This is a genomic window from Enterococcus casseliflavus (genome assembly GCF_029215545.1).
Lineage (GTDB): Bacteria > Bacillota > Bacilli > Lactobacillales > Enterococcaceae > Enterococcus_D > Enterococcus_D casseliflavus.
Genome location: NZ_CP119393.1, coordinates 913,609 through 931,438 on the forward strand (window position 1 = coordinate 913,609; position 17,830 = coordinate 931,438).

General features: G+C 42.6%; 15 protein-coding genes and 2 pseudogenes. 16 read left to right on the forward strand and 1 reads right to left on the reverse strand.

Annotated features, from left to right (window positions below):
• The first annotated feature begins 25 nt into the window (after positions 1-25).
• From P0G38_RS04370 to cls, 11 genes and pseudogenes are all read left to right on the forward strand, one after another.
• Positions 26-973, forward strand: coding sequence for a LacI family DNA-binding transcriptional regulator (locus P0G38_RS04370; RefSeq protein WP_005228774.1), 948 nt, complete (start codon positions 26-28; stop codon positions 971-973).
• A 156-nt stretch (positions 974-1,129) separates the two neighbouring features.
• Positions 1,130-2,401, forward strand: a complete 1,272-nt coding sequence (locus P0G38_RS04375; protein WP_275854108.1) for an extracellular solute-binding protein — start codon at positions 1,130-1,132, stop codon at positions 2,399-2,401.
• 160 nt (positions 2,402-2,561) lie between these two features.
• Positions 2,562-3,851 (forward strand): carbohydrate ABC transporter permease, encoded by a 1,290-nt coding sequence (locus P0G38_RS04380; RefSeq protein WP_010749778.1) that lies wholly within the window; start codon positions 2,562-2,564, stop codon positions 3,849-3,851.
• A 2-nt stretch (positions 3,852-3,853) separates the two neighbouring features.
• The gene (locus P0G38_RS04385; RefSeq protein WP_016608756.1) at positions 3,854-4,687 is read left to right on the forward strand and encodes a sugar ABC transporter permease; all 834 of its coding nucleotides are present in this window, start codon (positions 3,854-3,856) and stop codon (positions 4,685-4,687) included.
• 10 nt (positions 4,688-4,697) lie between these two features.
• Positions 4,698-5,513, forward strand: a complete 816-nt coding sequence (locus P0G38_RS04390) for a DUF1189 family protein (RefSeq protein WP_275854109.1) — start codon at positions 4,698-4,700, stop codon at positions 5,511-5,513.
• A 248-nt stretch (positions 5,514-5,761) separates the two neighbouring features.
• Positions 5,762-8,146: pseudogene (gene secA / locus P0G38_RS04395) on the forward strand (preprotein translocase subunit SecA); the annotation flags it as partial.
• 45 nt (positions 8,147-8,191) lie between these two features.
• Positions 8,192-8,266 (forward strand): annotated as a pseudogene (locus P0G38_RS17215) (SEC-C metal-binding domain-containing protein); the annotation flags it as partial.
• Positions 8,267-8,354: 88 nt separating this feature from the next.
• Positions 8,355-9,462, forward strand: a protein-coding gene (prfB, locus tag P0G38_RS04400; protein WP_100214389.1) for a peptide chain release factor 2 whose coding sequence is annotated in 2 segments (ribosomal slippage) — positions 8,355-8,426 and positions 8,428-9,462 — 1,107 coding nt in all. Because the reading frame shifts where the segments join, the coding sequence is not laid out codon by codon here.
• Positions 9,463-9,574: 112 nt separating this feature from the next.
• A complete protein-coding gene (gene ftsE, locus P0G38_RS04405; RefSeq protein ID WP_005237293.1) occupies positions 9,575-10,261 on the forward strand; it encodes a cell division ATP-binding protein FtsE in 687 nt (228 codons plus the stop codon).
• On the forward strand, positions 10,254-11,138 hold the full coding sequence (gene ftsX / locus P0G38_RS04410; protein WP_338070815.1) for a permease-like cell division protein FtsX: 885 nt from the start codon (positions 10,254-10,256) through the stop codon (positions 11,136-11,138). Before ftsE ends, ftsX begins: the two co-directional genes overlap by 8 nt.
• 124 nt (positions 11,139-11,262) lie before the next feature.
• Positions 11,263-12,708, forward strand: a complete 1,446-nt coding sequence (cls, locus tag P0G38_RS04415) for a cardiolipin synthase (protein WP_005228785.1) — start codon at positions 11,263-11,265, stop codon at positions 12,706-12,708.
• 64 nt (positions 12,709-12,772) lie between these two features.
• Here the strand turns inward: cls and P0G38_RS04420 are convergent, their stop codons facing one another.
• On the reverse strand, positions 12,773-12,892 hold the full coding sequence (locus P0G38_RS04420) for a DUF4044 domain-containing protein (protein ID WP_005237290.1): 120 nt from the start codon (positions 12,890-12,892) through the stop codon (positions 12,773-12,775).
• Positions 12,893-13,223: 331 nt separating this feature from the next.
• On the opposite strand from P0G38_RS04420, the gene P0G38_RS04425 reads away from it, so the two are divergent.
• The 5 genes from P0G38_RS04425 to P0G38_RS04445 all read left to right on the forward strand — a co-directional run bounded on the left by P0G38_RS04425 (position 13,224) and on the right by P0G38_RS04445 (position 17,828).
• Complete coding sequence (locus tag P0G38_RS04425) at positions 13,224-13,592, forward strand: DUF3397 domain-containing protein (protein ID WP_005228786.1); 369 nt, start codon at positions 13,224-13,226, stop codon at positions 13,590-13,592.
• 198 nt (positions 13,593-13,790) lie between these two features.
• Positions 13,791-14,222 carry a division/cell wall cluster transcriptional repressor MraZ gene (gene mraZ, locus P0G38_RS04430; RefSeq protein WP_005228792.1) on the forward strand — a complete coding sequence of 144 codons (432 nt, stop codon included), beginning with the start codon at positions 13,791-13,793 and terminating at the stop codon, positions 14,220-14,222.
• Positions 14,223-14,247: 25 nt separating this feature from the next.
• Complete coding sequence (gene rsmH / locus P0G38_RS04435; protein WP_005228794.1) at positions 14,248-15,207, forward strand: 16S rRNA (cytosine(1402)-N(4))-methyltransferase RsmH; 960 nt, start codon at positions 14,248-14,250, stop codon at positions 15,205-15,207.
• A gap of 5 nt (positions 15,208-15,212) precedes the next feature.
• Positions 15,213-15,632 carry a cell division protein FtsL gene (ftsL, locus tag P0G38_RS04440; protein ID WP_005228796.1) on the forward strand — a complete coding sequence of 140 codons (420 nt, stop codon included), beginning with the start codon at positions 15,213-15,215 and terminating at the stop codon, positions 15,630-15,632.
• On the forward strand, positions 15,633-17,828 hold the full coding sequence (locus P0G38_RS04445; protein ID WP_275854112.1) for a penicillin-binding transpeptidase domain-containing protein: 2,196 nt from the start codon (positions 15,633-15,635) through the stop codon (positions 17,826-17,828).
• Positions 17,829-17,830 lie beyond the last annotated feature (2 nt).

Here is a 17,830-nt window from a genome sequence, read left to right on the forward strand (position 1 = left end):
TGAAATCATACAGGGAGAGTGAATCATGACTACGTTAGCAGATGTCGCCAAAAAAGCAAATGTTTCCGCAATGACCGTTTCTCGAGTGATCAACCATCCAGATAAAGTGACCGAAGAGCTAAAGCAGCTCGTTCATCAAGCAATGCTAGAACTGGATTATCAACCGAATATTGCTGCCAAATCATTAGTTTCCAAGCGTTCCCATATCATCAAAGTGTATATCTTAGAGGAGATGGACACGACGGAGCCATACTATATGAATTTATTAGTGGGGATCGCTCGTTCCATCGGCAAAGCGCATTATTCGTTGCAGCTGGTTACGACGGATGGGGTGGATCGTGGCCCAGCAGATGGTTGTATCATTACGGGATTTCGCCAAAAGGATATGGACTGGATAAAAAATTTAAAGAAACCCGTCGTTCTATTTGGTGAAAATGAAGCTGGATTCAGCTTTGTTGATAGTGACAACTACCAAGGGATCGTTTCTGCTTGTAAACACGCCCTCGATACTGGCTATCAACACTTGGTCTATATTGGTTTAGAGTTGGAAGAAGCATTTACGAAAAGCCGAGAAAAAGGGTACATAGATACAGTCACAAAAACAGGACAAGCACCAAAAATCCATCGTTTTGAGAACCGTTCTTCCGCAGCCCGCACCTTTATCACAGCACAGAAGGAGCAATTTGCGGAAAATACTTGTTTTATTTGTGCGACGGATCGTTTGGCACTAGGCATCAATCAAGGCTTGCAGTCGATTGGCGCGCAGATACCAAAGGATTTTGGGATTGTCGGCTACGATGGGGTATTCCTGGATCAGGTCAGCTCGCCCAAGTTGACGACTATGAAGCAAGCCATCGTTGAGATGGGCGAAGCTTGTGGTGAATTACTGATTCAAAAAATTGAACAGAACGATACGAGCCTGCGACAACAGCGCTTTTTACCGCAACTCGTGGTTCGTGAATCCACGAGGTGAAAAATTAAGCAAATGGTTGCGCAATTTCTTTTCAATTCCTCAATATCTTAATTTAAAGGCTTTTTCAATTTTTGTTATCGCTAACATTTAGAAAATGTTTGCCATTTTAAGAAACCGGTTGCATAATAGAGTTACAAATTGCAGGAGGTAAACAGGATGAAAGTGAATTGGAAAAAGGCAGCTCTAGGATTAGTTTCAGGAAGTGCGTTGTTAGCGCTTGCAGCATGTGGCGGCAACGGCGGTAGTACCGATGGTAGTAATGCAGATGCAGATGCAGGTTCAGGTAGCGATGAAAAAACGATCACGGTCTCTGTAGGCGCAGACTATATTGATTATATCAATGAAGTGAAATCTGACTTTGAATCTGAAAATGATGTCACCATCAACGTTGTGGAAATGGACATGTTCGATCAAATGGATGCGCTTCAACTAGACGGTCCTGCTGGGAAAGGCCCAGATGTTACGATGTCTCCTTATGACCGTGTGGGTCAAGTAGGCTCCCAAGGGCATTTGGCAGAAATGACTTTGCCAGATGATGGACGGTACAGCGATACAGACAAGCAACAAGTGACCATCGATGATAAGATCTATGGCGCACCAGCAATGATCGAAGCGGTTGTCATGTTCTACAACAAAGACTTGATCGATGAAGCACCAGCAACTTTTTCTGATTTAGAAGAACTAGCAAAAGATGATCGTTTTGCAGAAGGCGATGACAATGTTGGTTTCTTAGCTCGTTGGACGGACTTTTATTATACGTATGGTCTATTAGCGGGGCATGGCGGGTATGTCTTTGGTGATGAAGGAACAGATCCATCTGATCTAGGGCTGAACAATGAAGGTTCTGTTGAAGCAATCACGTATGCAACTGATTGGTTCCAAAATGTCTGGCCGCAAGGAATGCTTGATGTATCAGCCAACGAAAACTTGATGTTGGATTACTTCAATCAAGGCAAAACAGCAGCTATCATTTATGGACCATGGGGCGTGAACGGCTTTGAAGAAGCAGGCATCAACTATGGAGTAGCGAAAATCCCAACGCTAAACAACGGCAACGACTATGAAACATTTGGCGGCGGAAAAGCGTGGGTGGTATCTAACTACTCACAAAACAAAGACGTTTCTCAACAATTTGTCGAGTATTTGACCAACGAAGCCAATCAAGAGAAATTGTATGACATGCGTCATGATATTCCAGCGAACATTATGGCTCAAGAAACAGTCGCTGCTTCTGATGATCCAGTAGCAAAAGCAGTGATTGAGCAATACAGTGTTTCACAACCAATGCCAAATATCCCTGAAATGTCTGAGGTTTGGGTAGGGGCTGAAAACATGCTGTTTGATGCAGGTTCAGGCAATATGACTCCTCAAGAAGCAGCGGATAATGCTGCCAAAACAATCGAAGAAGCGATTGAGCAGAAATACTAATAATTAGCCGATTACGGTCTGTCATTCATGTCGACGATTCTATAGAGGATGTTTGTCAAAAGGATTCCTTGCAACGTAGCACGCAAGAAATTGCTTGACGAGATTGTTTTCTATCGATCGTCGGCCGCTTGGCAGACTTTCGATTTTAAGGAGGATACATATGAGGACGAATTCACAAGCCATGCAGACAGCGCTTCTTTCAATCATCCCTGGTGGGGGACAATTCAAAAATGGTCAGAAATTCAAAGCGGGTCTCTTTTTTGCAGCCTTTCTGATTTTTCTGGTCGAAATGCTTTTGTTTGGTGGACAAGCACTTTATAACTTTGTCACACTCGGATCAGTACCGATGGAAGACAACTCTTTGTTCTTGTTGATTGAAGGAACACTGCAGGTCATCGTTACCGTTATTTTCATTATCTTTTGGGTTTTAAATATCAAAGATGCTTATCAGGTTCGGCAAAGCATTGAAAAAGGCTTCCCGGTAGCTGTTACGAGAAAAGAATTTTTCAAAAAATTATACGAAGATGGGTTCGCGTACTTACTGACGATCCCTGCCTACTTGGTAATGATCGTAGCAATTATTTTTCCAGTAATGGTGACGCTCTTTATGGCATTTACCAACTATGATTTTCGACACATTCCGCCAGCAAACTTAATCGACTGGATCGGTTTTTCGAATTTCACGAATATCTTCACCTTAAGTTCTTACCGCGACACCTTTGTAAAAGTATTCAGTTGGACGGTGATTTGGACCGTTTTAGCAACCACCTTGCAAATTACACTCGGCATACTGACAGCAGTTGTTGCCAACCAAAAATTTGTGAAGTTTCGTCGCGTCTTTGGGGTGATTTTCTTGCTTCCTTGGGCGGTGCCAGCGTTTATCACAATCATGAGTTTTTCAAATATGTTTAATGATACCGCAGGAGCGATCAATACGCAGGTGATCCCGCTATTGAACAATCTACCTTTTGTGGATATTGGGAACATTGCTTGGAAGACCGATCCGTTTTGGACGAAAACGGCGATTATTTTGATTCAGGGTTGGTTAGGGTTCCCCTACATCTATGTAATGGTTTCGGGGATTTTACAATCCATTTCCGAAGATTTGTATGAAGCAGCAAAAATGGATGGAGCCAATGCGTTGCAGCGTTTTCGGAACATTACGCTGCCGGCAATCTTTTTGGTAGCAGCCCCAACCTTCGTTACGCAATATACAGGGAACTTTAATAACTTCTCGATGATCTATCTATTTAACGAAGGTGGACCAGGAAGTTTAGGCGGAAATGCTGGATCGACAGATATTTTGATTTCATGGATCTACAAACTGACGACCGGCGGCTCACCACAATATTCGATTGCTTCTGCATTGACCTTGATCATTTCCTTTGTGGTGATCTCCATTTCATTACTGGTGTTTAAAAAGACGAATGCATTTAATATGGAGGATTGAGGATGAAAAAGAAGAAGTTTTCTTTCAGCAAATTATTTACCTACTTGTTTATGATCGCGTTATCGATCATTATCATCTATCCCTTGTTGATTACCGCAACCTCAGCCTTCAAGGCAGGGAACATGATCGCTTTTCGCTTAGATTTTGATGCGGATTGGACATTGAACAACTTTCGACGTTTATTCAATGAAACCCCGTATTTGACATGGTATAAAAATACCTTGATCGTGGCCGTTTCGACGATGATCATTCAAGTAATGATCGTAACGTTAGCAGGGTATACTTACAGTCGTTACCGTTTTGCTGGTCGTAAAAGTAGTCTGATGGTGTTCTTGATCGTTCAAATGGTACCGACAATGTCGGCGTTGACCGCTTTTTATGTCATGGGCTTATTAGCAAACGGTCTAGATAGCTTCTGGTTCTTGACACTGATTTATATCGGTGGTGGGATTCCGATGAATACTTGGCTGATGAAGGGGTACTTTGATACGGTACCGATCGACTTGGATGAATCAGCAAAACTTGATGGTGCAGGGCATTTTCGCATCTTTTGGCAAATCGTTTTGCCCCTCGTAAAACCAATGGTTGCCGTCCAAGCATTGTGGGCCTTTATGGGACCATTCGGCGAATTCTTGCTGGCGCGATTCTTGCTTCGCTCACAAGAGCGTTTGACCGTCGCAGTCGGGCTACAAACCTTTATCAATGATGCCCGTAACCAACGGGTCGCACTCTTTGCGGCTGGGGCGATTTTGATCGCCGTACCGATCGCTGCACTGTTTTTCTTCTTACAAAAATACTTTGTTTCAGGTTTGACCTCTGGCGGAACAAAAGGATAGGAATGATAGGATGTCTGAACAACGATTTCCCTTAACGTACTTTGGGGCCATTTTTTCTCCAACAAAAGTCTATGCATGGCGTAAAATATTAAATCGCTGGCAGCAAGTGTTCGTCTATGTTTTCTTGATGTCCTTGCTGATGATCCCGTTGACCTTAATAATCAGCAAGCAAACGGATCAAGCCTTTGCGGCATTTTTTCCCCATGCAAAAACACTCGTGACGGCAGAAACGGCAGCAAAATACAATGAGTTGCAGCTGGAAGATGGCAAACTTTTAGCGGATGAGTCACAAGTCTTTTCCCAAACAGAAGCGGGGATCATAGGCGTTGCGCTTTCAGAAGCGGCTCTTGAAAAAGCAAAATACGCCATCAATTTTCGGGAAACAGACTGGACCATCAAAGAAGAAATCGATGGACAAACTTATCACTATGAAATGCGTTACACGGCGGAAATGGCACCTGATCAAGTAGATGATGCGGCTTCGTTTCAAAAAGCAATCGAAGACGGCTTCTATCGCAACAACGAGACAGCGATTTTCTTCAGTCAGACGATCACAGTGGCATTTTTATTGGTGGCAATGAATAGTATTCTAGTCATAGGCGCAGCGTTTTTCCTCTGGTTGACGAAAAAATCACGACTATCGACAATCGGCAGCTTCAAAGAAAGTACGAACGTGATTTTAAATGCACTGGGGGCAGGCTCTCTCGTTGCGATGTTGGCAGGATTTATTGGCGCTGATATCGTCTTGATGATCGGGATTCAGTCTTTAGGCATGCTACTGATGCTCTTCTTAGCTTTCTTAAAAACCCGTTTTAAAACGGCATAATTTGCAAACCTTCGCAACAAGACGTTTGGGCGTGTGCTGGACTTTCAGCGCCGATCAATGGCTTGTTGCGTGTTTTTTTTCCCGCGTTTCTTTAAAATCTGTGAAAAAAGGTTAAGAATCCGTTTATCACGCAAGATTGATGCGATAGTTCTATCGAAAAATATTTCATTTATGGTGAACTAGTGCTAAAATAGTTAGGAGAGTTTCCAGCTAGGATAATGCAGAAGTAAAAGGAGAATTATTAAGGTATGGCCAATTTTTTTAGAAAATTAATCGAAAACGACAAAAAAGAATTAAAACGTCTTGACCATATTGCGAATCAAGTTGAATCACATGCGGATGAAATGGCCGCTTTATCTGATGAACAATTACGCGGGAAAACCGATGAATTTCGTCGTCGTTTCCAAGAGGGAGAGACTTTGGATAAATTATTACCTGAAGCCTTTGCAGTAGTACGTGAAGCTGCAAAACGCGTTTTGGGCCTTTATCCTTACCACGTCCAATTAATGGGTGGGATCGTCTTGCATGATGGGAATATCCCAGAGATGCGTACGGGTGAAGGGAAAACCTTGACGGCGACATTACCTGTTTATTTGAATGCTTTGAGCGGTCAAGGTGTCCACGTCGTAACTGTCAATGAATACTTGGCAACTCGTGACTCGACTGAGATGGGGGAGCTGTACAACTTTTTAGGGTTGACGGTCGGCTTGAACATTAACTCAAAATCAGCAGAAGAAAAACGTGCGGCATATGCTTGTGACATCACTTATAGTACAAACAATGAATTAGGGTTTGACTATTTGCGGGACAACATGGTGGTTTACCGTCATCAAATGGTACAGCGTCCATTAAACTATGCCATCGTCGATGAGGTCGATTCGATCTTGATCGATGAAGCGAGAACACCGTTGATCATTTCAGGACAAGCAGAAAAATCAACTGCGCTATACAATCGGGTCGACAATTTTGTCAAACGCTTGACGGAAGAAGAAGACTACAAAATCGATATCCAATCAAAAACGATCGGTTTGACAGAACGTGGGATCGAAAAAGCGGAAGAGACCTTCGGCTTAGAAAACTTGTATGATATTGAAAACACGGCATTGACCCATCACTTGGACCAAGCACTACGAGCGAATTACATTATGATTCGCGATATCGATTATGTCGTGCAAGATGGAAAAGTAATGATCGTTGACCAATTTACAGGTCGGATCATGGATGGTCGCCGATATTCTGATGGGCTCCATCAAGCGATCGAAGCGAAAGAAAGTGTCGAAATCGAAGATGAAACCAAAACGATGGCGACGATCACATTCCAGAACTACTTCCGGATGTACAAAAAACTGTCTGGGATGACTGGTACAGCGAAAACGGAAGAAGAAGAGTTTCGAGAAATCTATAACATGCAAGTCATTCAGATTCCTACAAACAAACCAATCTTACGGGATGATCGTGCGGACTTGCTTTATCCAACGCTTACGAGCAAATTCCAAGCAGTCGTTCAAGACATCAAAGAGCGTCACCGCAAAGGACAACCCGTGCTTGTAGGGACGGTCGCTGTTGAGACTTCTGAATTACTGTCATCGATGCTTGATCGTGAGAAAGTTCCTCATGAAGTATTGAATGCCAAGAATCACTTTAAAGAAGCAGAAATCATTTTGAATGCGGGACAAAAAGGTGCTGTAACGATCGCGACCAATATGGCTGGTCGGGGAACGGATATCAAGTTAGGTCTTGGTGTTGCAGAACTAGGCGGCTTGGCAGTTATCGGTACTGAGCGTCATGAATCACGACGGATCGATAATCAGTTGCGGGGACGTGCGGGACGTCAAGGAGATCCAGGGATGTCGCAATTTTACTTGTCGTTAGAAGATGATTTAATGAAGCGTTTTGGTTCTGAACGAATCAAAGTGTTCTTGGATCGGATGAAGATCGATGAAGGCGACGCCGTGATCCAAAGCAAGATGCTTTCAAAACAAGTAGAATCTGCCCAACGACGAGTGGAAGGCAATAACTACGATACTCGGAAAAACGTCTTGCAATACGATGACGTGATGCGAGAACAGCGGGAAGTTATTTACGGACAACGTCAAGAAGTGATCATGGAAGAAACGGATCTTTCACCACAATTAATGAATATGGTGAAACGTTCCATCAGCCGAGTCGTCGACAGTCATACGCAATTAGAAGAAAGCAATTGGAACTACGAAGGAATCGTTGATTTTGCGGCGAATGCACTTGTTCATGAAGATACTATCAGTATCGAGGACATCAAGGGCAAATCAGCTCAAGAGATCAAAGACTACCTAAACCAACGGGCAGAAGAAGTCTTTGAACAAAAGAAAGCACAACTTAATAGTCCAGAACAATTACTGGAATTTGAAAAAGTGGTCATCCTACGAGTTGTCGATACGAAGTGGACCGACCACATCGATGCTATGGATCAGCTGCGTCAATCGGTTGGGTTACGGGCTTATGGACAAAACAATCCATTAGTTGAGTACCAAACAGAAGGATTCAATATGTTTGAGAACATGGTTGGAGCGATCGAATATGAAGTAACTCGTCTCTTTATGAAGGCAGAGATTCGTCAAAACGTTCAACGGGAACAAGTTGCTCAAGGGGAAGCACAAGGGGTAGAAGAAGCACCTGCTGCCCAAGCACCAAGTTTCAAAAACGTTGGTCGTAACGATCCTTGTCCATGCGGCAGCGGGAAAAAATTCAAGAATTGCCACGGGAAAAGTATGTAACACGTTTTGAAAAAGTTGAGAGTAGGCTGGCAGACGTTTTTGTCCAGTCTACTTTCGTTTGTAAGAAAAAAAGAAAGAAGGAATTTTAATGGAAATCGCAGATATTCGGAATCAATTGACCCAGATGAATGAAAAAATAATCAGTTTTAGGGGGTCTCTTTGACTTAGATCAGTTAGAAGAGGACATTGCGGAAGCGGAACACCAAATGGCAGATCCCACCTTTTGGGATGACTCAGAAAAAGCTCAACAAGTCATTAACGCAAACAATGCCAACAAAGAGACCTACGATCAGTTCAATCAGTTAGCAGAAGAATTGGAAGAGCTGGAAGTGATGTTGGAAATGATTCAAGAAGAAGCAGACCCAGAAATGGAAGCAGAACTTGAAGCACGGATCACGAAGCTAAACGAGAAAATGGCGTCTTATGAATTGTCGATGCTGTTAGATGAACCCTATGATCGAAATAACGCCATCATCGAGCTTCATCCTGGTGCAGGCGGTACCGAATCACAAGACTGGGGCAGCATGCTGTTACGGATGTATACTCGTTTTTGCGAACAACACGGGTATCAAGTAGAGACCCTCGACTATCAAGCTGGTGATGAAGCGGGGATCAAAAGTGTCACTTTACTTGTAAAAGGCCACAACGCCTATGGGTATTTGAAATCGGAAAAAGGCGTTCATCGTTTAGTTCGGATCTCACCTTTTGATTCAGCCAAGAGACGGCACACGTCATTTTGCTCGGTGGATGTGATGCCAGAATTAGATGGGGCGATCGATGTGGAAATCAACTCAGATGATTTGAAAATCGATACGTACCGCGCAAGTGGTGCGGGTGGACAGCACATCAACAAAACCGAATCTGCTGTGCGGATCACCCATATTCCGACAGGAACGGTCGTTGCTAGCCAAGCCCAGCGCTCACAATTGAAAAACCGTGAGCAAGCGATGGGGATGTTGAAAGCCAAGCTGTATCAATTAGAAGTGGAAAAGAAAGAGCAAGAGGCAGCAGCCTTGCGAGGCGAGCAGTTAGAAATTGGTTGGGGCTCGCAAATCCGTTCTTATGTCTTCCATCCCTATTCGATGGTCAAAGATCACCGAACGAATTTCGAAACTGGGAATGTACAGGCAGTCATGGATGGCGATTTGGATGGCTTTATCGACGCGTATTTGAAGCTGAAACTGAATCAAAAATAACCTTGTGTGACTTAAACAGATTGAAACATAATTGTAATCTGTTGCAAGCAAGGTGAAATATATTCATGCTATAATAAGCCAGAATGAAAATTTGAGATGGAGAGATAGCTGTATGATAGAAATGAAAGATATAATGAAAAAGTACTCTAATGGTACGACTGCTATCCGTAACCTTTCGATTTCAATTGATCAAGGAGAGTTTGTCTATGTCGTTGGACCATCAGGCGCCGGCAAATCAACCTTTATCAAATTGATGTATCGAGAAGAAAGAGCAACCAAAGGCGTTTTGAATGTCGCAGGATATGATTTGGTCGGCATGAAAAACCGCGAGATCCCTTTGATGCGTCGGGAAATCGGCGTGGTCTTTCAGGATTATAAACTTTTACCACGGAAAACGGTCTTTGAAAATGTTGCTTATGCAATGCAAGTTATCGGCCGCAAGCCTCGTGATATCAAAAAACGGGTGATGGAAGTTTTGGATTTGGTCGGACTGAAACATAAAGTTCGGGTCTTTCCAAGTGAGCTTTCCGGTGGGGAACAACAACGGGTGTCGATCGCTCGTGCCATCGTAAATACGCCGAAAGTATTGATTGCGGATGAACCAACGGGGAATCTAGATCCTGAAAACTCATGGGAAATCATGAAGCTGCTTGATCGGATCAATGCCCAAGGAACAACGGTCGTTATGGCGACCCATAATAGTACGATCGTAAATACGATTCGTCATCGCGTGATCGCGATTGAAAATGGCCGCATTATTCGCGACCAAGCGGAAGGAGAATATGGTTACGATGATTAGAACATTTTTCCGTCATCTCCTGGAGAGTATCAAAAGTTTAAAGCGTAACGGCTGGATGACTATTGCGTCATTGAGTGCGGTAACGATCACACTGACATTAGTCGGTATTTTTCTAGGTGTAATCTTAAATGCAACAAAACTAGCCGAAGACATTCGTGAGAATGTGGACGTTTCGGTTTTCGTTGATATTGGTACGGAACAAGAAGACATGGATGCTTTAGAACAGGCCTTAAATGATCTGCCGAACGTTTCAGATGTACAATTTTCGAGTCGAGACGAAGAATTGCAGAAAATCCAAGATGCAATGGGGGATTCATGGAACTTATTCGAAGGCGACAGCAATCCGCTGTATAACGTGTTTGTCGTTAGTGCCACAGATCCAGAGTATACGACAGAGATCGCAGAACAAGCTGGGGATTTGCCGAATGTCTTTAAAGCCGATTACGGTGGTGATTCTTCTGATAAAATATTCGAATTGTCTGCTGCTGTACGGACTTGGGGCTTAGCTGCTGCTGTCTTACTGATTTTTGTGGCAATGTTCTTGATTTCTAATACGATTCGGATCACGATTTTGTCTCGTCAAAGAGAAATTCAAATCATGCGTCTGGTGGGGGCGAAAAACGGCTACATCCGTTGGCCATTCTTCCTTGAAGGCGGCTGGATCGGTCTCTTAGGATCGATCGTTCCAATTGCGTTGATGTACTTCGGGTATCACCAAGTTTACAGTTGGGTCAATCCAAACTTGCTACGATCAAACTATAGTTTGATCACACCAAATCTGTTCTTGATTCAAGTGTGCGGTGTGATGGCACTGATTGGGATCGTGATCGGTTCACTTGGTTCCGTATTATCAATGCGCCGTTTCTTAAAATTCTAAACCGATGTTTTCTTAAAGTCGATCGTCAAGATCGGCTTTTTTTGTTTCATCACAGTGTTTCTTTACTTTAGGTACTATTTTTTGATATGCTTTAGTAGCGGGAAATCGGGGAAGAGGTGGAGAAATGGTTGTAATGGATAATTTGGTAACCATTTTATTTATAGTCAATATTTTGTTATCAATCATTATCATTTTCAGAGAAAGGCGGCAGACTGCTCAAACGTGGGCCTGGCTTTTGGTCTTGATGTTCATTCCAATCGTTGGCTTTGTGCTTTACTTTTTCTTTGGTAGAGGGATCTCTAAGGAAAAGATCTTTGATATGCGCTCACAGGCAAAGGTGGGGCTGAATGTTGAATTAGAAGAACAAAAACAAGCGCTCGCTCGTCAGCTGTTTCCGCATCCGCCGACCGCGCAGGTAGAAGTGCAGCAGCTGGTCTACCTGTTGACAGTCTTTGGGCAATCCCTGTATACGACAGCGAATAGTATGACGCTTTATACCGACGGACGGCAGAAATTTGATGCTTTGATCGCGGATATCGAACAGGCAAAAAATCACATTCATATGGAATATTACATTTATCGCAGTGACACATTGGGAAATGAAGTCAAAGAGGCACTGGTGCGCGCGGCGAAGCGGGGCGTAAAAGTAAGAGTCTTATTAGATGCTTGGGGCAGCACCCAAGTATCATTGAAGTTTTTTGATGAGTTGCGTCTACATGGCGGTCAAATTGCCTTCTTCTTTCCTTTATTCGTTCCTTATGTCAATCCGCGAATCAATTATCGAAATCATCGGAAAATCGTGGTGATCGATGGAGAAATTGGCTATACAGGCGGTTTTAATGTGGGAGATGAATATCTAGGGCAAGTGGAAAAATTCGGTTATTGGCGAGACAATCACTTGCGAATTGCCGGTTCAGCTGTCTATTCGCTGCAAAATCGGTTTTTGATGGATTGGAATTCACAACATGCGTTGGAGATCAAATATGATCCTTCCTTGTTTCCTGAAATTAAACAAGTCGGGACAGTTGCAGCCCAAGTCATCACGAGTGGTCCTGATACGGAACATGAAGAAATCAAAATGACCTATCTGAAAATGATCAACTTAGCCAAAAAGGAAATCTTGATCCAAACACCTTATTATATTCCGGATGAAGCCATTCACAATGCCTTGAAGTTGGCACTGCTTTCTGGGGTGAAAGTTCATATACAAATCCCTAACAAACCGGATCATCCCTTGGTATATTGGGCGACCTATTCCTTTGCGGCTGAGCTGCTGCATTTTGGGGCAGTCATCGAAACCTATGAGAAAGGGTTTATGCATGCAAAAACGATGATCATTGACAGTGGGCTCGTTTCGATTGGTTCAGCAAATATCGATGTCCGATCGTTTCGTTTAGACTTTGAGGTCAATACGATCATCTACGATGCACAACTCGCGACGCAAACGAAAGAAGCGTTTCTGGCGGATTCGATCGATTCTAAGCACTTAACGATCGAAGCGTATCAGCAAAGAAAGCTGACGATCAAAATCAAAGAAGGCTTGGCACGCCTTGTGTCACCCTTGCTGTAAAAAAAGTGCCCTTTTCCAAAAGATGGAAGCCATCATTTTGGAAAAGGGCACTTTTTTAATAGGATTAACCCATAATACTTGTGTATGCTGCTAAGAAAATCGAGCCAACAGTGAGAATAAGCATGGTCCAGATCACGACTTGCGTGATTTTTGCAAAGGTACTTTTTGGTTTTTTCTCGTTCATTCTAATCCACCTTTTAGAGTTATTCTAGTGACAGTTTACCCTCAAATACACAAGAACTCAAGTTGAACCAAGGAGAAATTAAGAAATTTTCAATTTCAGGACAAAAAAAATCACTAGAATGGCAAGATAGACTTGTTGAAGCTACGCCCTTCTGTTTTAATAGGTAAAGAAATGCATTCTTCAAGACTTTCAAAAGTTGGCTGATGAACAAAGAGGCTCCTTAAAAATTTCATGGCTGTCTTATTCCAGCTCAGATTTTTAAAAGAACTGAAACACGGATGTAAAGAAAATAAAGTATAGTGACACTAGTTGTTAGAAAGGATTTTGCTGTATGTCTGGATTTAATCCAATCGTTTTGTTTTGGTATATCTTCCCTGTGCTCGTCTATTTCGCCTGTCGGTTCATTGTTTCCGCGTTGTCCTTGAATGATCGTTACCACGTGAAGGCACCGGATTTAGCAGTACCGTTTTTGATGGTCGGGATTCATCAATTATCAAAGTATACTTTTGATCAAGCGATCACATTGTACTATTTGATCTCCATTTTTTTATTAGGGATTCTGCTGGCAGTTTTTCAGGCATATTACTATGAGGAGATCCAATATGGTCGCTATTTAAAGATGTATTGGCGTAGTATTTTTCTATTTACGATCATTTTTCATGTCGTTTTGATCATTCTAAATATTGTTAGTTACTTATAGTGTTTTGACTCTTGATAAACGCCCATTTTTTCACTTAAAGTTTTTTTAAAAACTTTAAGTAGTCGGTTTTCCTCTTTTTCCTCATTTGGTAAAGAAAAGTCAAACAACTTCCCTTTCAAATTTCATATAATTTGTGGTAGAAAGTGGGGGATTGTGGTAGACTGTGAATATCAGGTGGAGATCGGGGGTTATTTATCGATGTTTATGGGTGAATTTCAACATTCGATAGATGCAAAAGGCCGACTAATCGTCCCTTCAAAACTACGAGAAAAACTCGGAGAAAAATTTGTTGTGACACGTGGATTAGATGGCTGTTTATTTGGCTACCCCTTATCTGAATGGGAAAAACTTGAAGAAAAACTAAACGAAATGCCTTTAGCGAAAAAGGACGCTCGGACATTTGTCCGCTTCTTTTATTCTGCTGCAACAGAGTGCGAAATCGATAAACAAGGACGAATCAATATCCCTGTTACATTGAGAAATCATGCAGACCTTACCAAAAGCTGTGTGATCATCGGCGTTTCAAACCGAATCGAGATTTGGGATGAAACGCGTTGGCAAGCATTCTCTGAAGAAGCAGAAGAAAACTTTGATGAAATTGCTGAAACAATGATTGATTTTGGCTTATAGGCTTGATAGGAAGAGGAAAAAACACATGGCAGATTTTCAACACTACACCGTTATGCTACAGGAGACCGTTGATGGGTTAAAGATTCGTCCAGAAGGCGTCTATGTCGATTGTACATTAGGTGGAGCCGGTCATAGTGAATATTTATTGTCGCAACTGTCTGAAGAGGGACATCTCTTTGCTTTTGATCAAGACCAAACTGCTATCGATCATGCGAAAGAACGTTTAGCACCATATGTTGCTAAAGGAATGGTTACGTTCATTAAAAGTAATTTCCGCTATTTAAAGGAAGCATTGCATCAACACGGTGTGAGCCGAGTCGATGGGATTTTGTACGATTTAGGTGTTTCCTCACCCCAATTAGATGAAGCCGAACGCGGCTTTAGCTACCACCAAGATGCACCGCTGGATATGCGGATGGATCAAACTGCAGCATTGACTGCCTATGAAGTAGTCAATCAATTCGACTACCACCAATTAGTCAAAATCTTCTTCCGTTATGGAGAAGAAAAATTCTCGAAACAAATCGCTCGTGAAATCGAGCGGGTGCGACAAGATCATCCAATCGAAACAACGGGTGAGTTGGTTGATATCATCAAAACAGCCATTCCTGCGCCAGCAAGAAGAAAAGGCGGACACCCTGCAAAACGGGTTTTCCAAGCCATTCGCATTGCAGTCAATGATGAGCTAGGTGTGATTGAAGAATCACTTGAACAAGCGATTCATCTTTTAGCAGTCAACGGACGTGTGAGTGTCATCACGTTTCACTCTTTAGAAGATCGCATCGTGAAATCGATGTTCAAGGAATACAGCACACCGAAGGATATGCCGCCAGGTTTGCCGATGATACCAGAAGAATTCCAACCAACACTTAAACTTATAACAAGAAAACCACTACTTCCAACTGAGGAAGAAGTAGCTGAAAATAATCGTTCTCGCAGTGCGAAACTGCGAATCGCGGAAAAAATCAAGGAAAGCGAAGGGTAACAACTATGGCAGAACTAAAAGTTCATGACTATGAATTCAGAGAACCACTTGAATCACAACCTATGGAACACTCTGAACCGACAACTGAAAAACTGCCTACTGATCCCCAGCGTCCTGAGGTCATCCGCGTACCAGCATCTCCGGCTCGTCGGTTAAAAAGCATTTCTACTCTGGAAAAACTGATTGCTGCCTTTGTGATCATCTCTGTATTGACGTTGGCGATCTTGACCATCAATATTCGAACCAATATCAGTCAAGTCGAACACGATATTTCTTTGATCCAATCGGATATCAATGAAAAAACAACACAAGCAGAACAGTTGGAACAAGAGAAAAATGAACTTTCTAAAACCGAGCGCATCCAAAAGATTGCTGAGGATAATGGATTGTCGATCGATGACGGCAATTTAAGGAAAGTGGACTAAATGAAGTTAACAGATAAATTCAAGCAATACTTAAAAAAGAACAATCAAACTACAACGAACAATCGCAAAAAAGTAGGTATTATTCTCTTTGCTACGAGTATTGGATTGTTCTTTTTGTTTGTCACGCGTTTGAGCTACATCGTCATTGTCGGAGATGTCGCAGGGACTTCCTTAGCTGAAAAAACGAAAAATCTTTATGAAGGCAGTGAAGTCATCAAAGCGAAACGTGGAACGATCTATGATCGCAATGGGATTCCAATTGCTGAAGATGTGACTTCCTATTCAATTTACGCTGTTTTGAACCAAAATTACAAAGATGGCAAAAAGAATCTTTTTGCAGAAGAAGCAAACTTCAATAAATTGGGCAAAATCTTGTCGGATGTATTGTCCATCGACCAAGAAACAGCAGTCAATACATTAGAAGAAGGGCTTGAGCAACAATTATGGCGTGTTTCTTTTGGAAGCAAAGGGAACAATATTACATTAGAACAAAAGAATGCGATTGAAGATGCAATGGAAAAAGAAGGGATTGCTGGCTTTCATTTTGACAGTCATCCAGCTCGACTTTATCCGAATGGTGTCTTTTCTTCTCACTTTATCGGGTATGCTGTTGCTAATGATGACGATACTGGTCTAGTTGGGAAAACCGGGCTAGAAGCTGCGTACAATGACGTGCTTTCTGGGACCGATGGCGAGATCGTTTATCAAAAAGATAACAATCAAAATCCGTTGCCAGGAACCGTAGCCGAAACTGTTGCAGCGGTGGATGGAAAAGACGTCTATACGACCATCGATAGTCGAATCCAAAGCTACTTGGAAACGCTGATGGACAGTGTCTTTAAAGAAAACAAACCAGAAAACTTAACAGCGAACTTGATGGATGCAAAAACGGGTGAGATCGTGGCGATGGCGCAGCGACCAACCTATAATCCAGAAAATTTGGATTCCATCAATGATTGGCAAAACCTATTAGTTGAGGACAACTACGAGCCAGGATCAACCATGAAGATCTTGACGACGGCTGCAGCGATCGATCAAGGGATCTTTAATGAAAACGAAACTTTTACCCCAAGCCCTGATGGAATGAAACTTTATGATGCAACCATCAACGACTGGGACTTCGGTCAAAAAGGAACACTGACGATGCGCCAAGCACTTTCATGGTCGAGTAATATTGGAATGGTGACCTTGGAACAGCGAATGGCAGATCGTTGGCAGCAATACTTAAAAGAATTTGGTTTTGGTCGCAGTACCTATTCAGGATTGCCTAACGAAAATACTGGGATCACACCAGAGGATAACCCTGTCAGCCAAGCGATGACGTCATTTGGTCAAGCGATTGGTGTGACGAATTTCCAAATGATGCAGGCCTTTACGTCGGTGGCAAATAACGGAACGATGTTAAAACCACAATTTATTAGTAAAATCGTTGATGGCAATACAGGAGAAGAAACGGTCACACAACCAGAAGAAGTTGGCCATCCCATCACAGCAGAAGCGGCAACAAAAGTACGGGAATATATGCGTGATGTTGTCGAAAGTGAAAATTACGGAAGTGCTTATGGTGTCTATGAACTACCGGGCTACAATATTTCCGCGAAAACGGGGACAGCCCAAGTAGCCGATCCAACGACCGGTAAGTATTTGTCTGGTGGTACCAATTATCTGTATTCTGTTGTTTTGATGTTTCCTTCAGAAGAACCTGAATATATTTTGTATTTGACGATCAAATTGCCAGAGAAGCACGAAAGCACCGTGTTGGGTGAAATTGCCAATCCATTGATGAAACGAGTCATGGATCTGAAAAATTCTGCATTAGAAGATAGTACAACCTCTGGTAGTGAAACGACTGTAGGGGATTATCGTAATCTTGATACAGAATCAGCGGCAACTGACGTTCAAAAAGCTGGGTTGACCCCTGTTGTCATCGGTGATGGCGAGAAGGTCATCGCACAGTCCGTTGACAGCGGCACTTCGATCATGCCTGGCGGACGGGTACTGCTGATTACGGATAGCAACAAGTATTACATGCCTGATACGACCTCCTGGTCCAAAGCAGATTTGATCAAATTTGGCAGTCTGTTGAATGTGGACGTCAGTTTTGAAGGGGACGGCTATTGTACCAAACAGAGCGTGGAGCCTTATACTGAGTTATCGGGACAATCGATCAAGTTTACACTAAGCGAAAACGAATAGAA

Coding starts and splice junctions, on each gene's coding strand:
- P0G38_RS04420 (WP_005237290.1), bottom strand. CDS start 12,892: ATGAACGAGAAAAAACCAAAAAGTACCTTTGCAAAAATCACGCAAGTC.
- P0G38_RS04380 (WP_010749778.1), top strand. CDS start 2,562: ATGAGGACGAATTCACAAGCCATGCAGACAGCGCTTCTTTCAATCATC.
- ftsX (WP_338070815.1), top strand. CDS start 10,254: ATGATTAGAACATTTTTCCGTCATCTCCTGGAGAGTATCAAAAGTTTA.
- P0G38_RS04390 (WP_275854109.1), top strand. CDS start 4,698: ATGTCTGAACAACGATTTCCCTTAACGTACTTTGGGGCCATTTTTTCT.
- ftsL (WP_005228796.1), top strand. CDS start 15,213: ATGGCAGAACTAAAAGTTCATGACTATGAATTCAGAGAACCACTTGAA.
- P0G38_RS04385 (WP_016608756.1), top strand. CDS start 3,854: ATGAAAAAGAAGAAGTTTTCTTTCAGCAAATTATTTACCTACTTGTTT.
- mraZ (WP_005228792.1), top strand. CDS start 13,791: ATGTTTATGGGTGAATTTCAACATTCGATAGATGCAAAAGGCCGACTA.
- rsmH (WP_005228794.1), top strand. CDS start 14,248: ATGGCAGATTTTCAACACTACACCGTTATGCTACAGGAGACCGTTGAT.
- cls (WP_005228785.1), top strand. CDS start 11,263: ATGGTTGTAATGGATAATTTGGTAACCATTTTATTTATAGTCAATATT.
- P0G38_RS04370 (WP_005228774.1), top strand. CDS start 26: ATGACTACGTTAGCAGATGTCGCCAAAAAAGCAAATGTTTCCGCAATG.
- ftsE (WP_005237293.1), top strand. CDS start 9,575: ATGATAGAAATGAAAGATATAATGAAAAAGTACTCTAATGGTACGACT.
- P0G38_RS04375 (WP_275854108.1), top strand. CDS start 1,130: ATGAAAGTGAATTGGAAAAAGGCAGCTCTAGGATTAGTTTCAGGAAGT.
- P0G38_RS04445 (WP_275854112.1), top strand. CDS start 15,633: ATGAAGTTAACAGATAAATTCAAGCAATACTTAAAAAAGAACAATCAA.
- P0G38_RS04425 (WP_005228786.1), top strand. CDS start 13,224: ATGTCTGGATTTAATCCAATCGTTTTGTTTTGGTATATCTTCCCTGTG.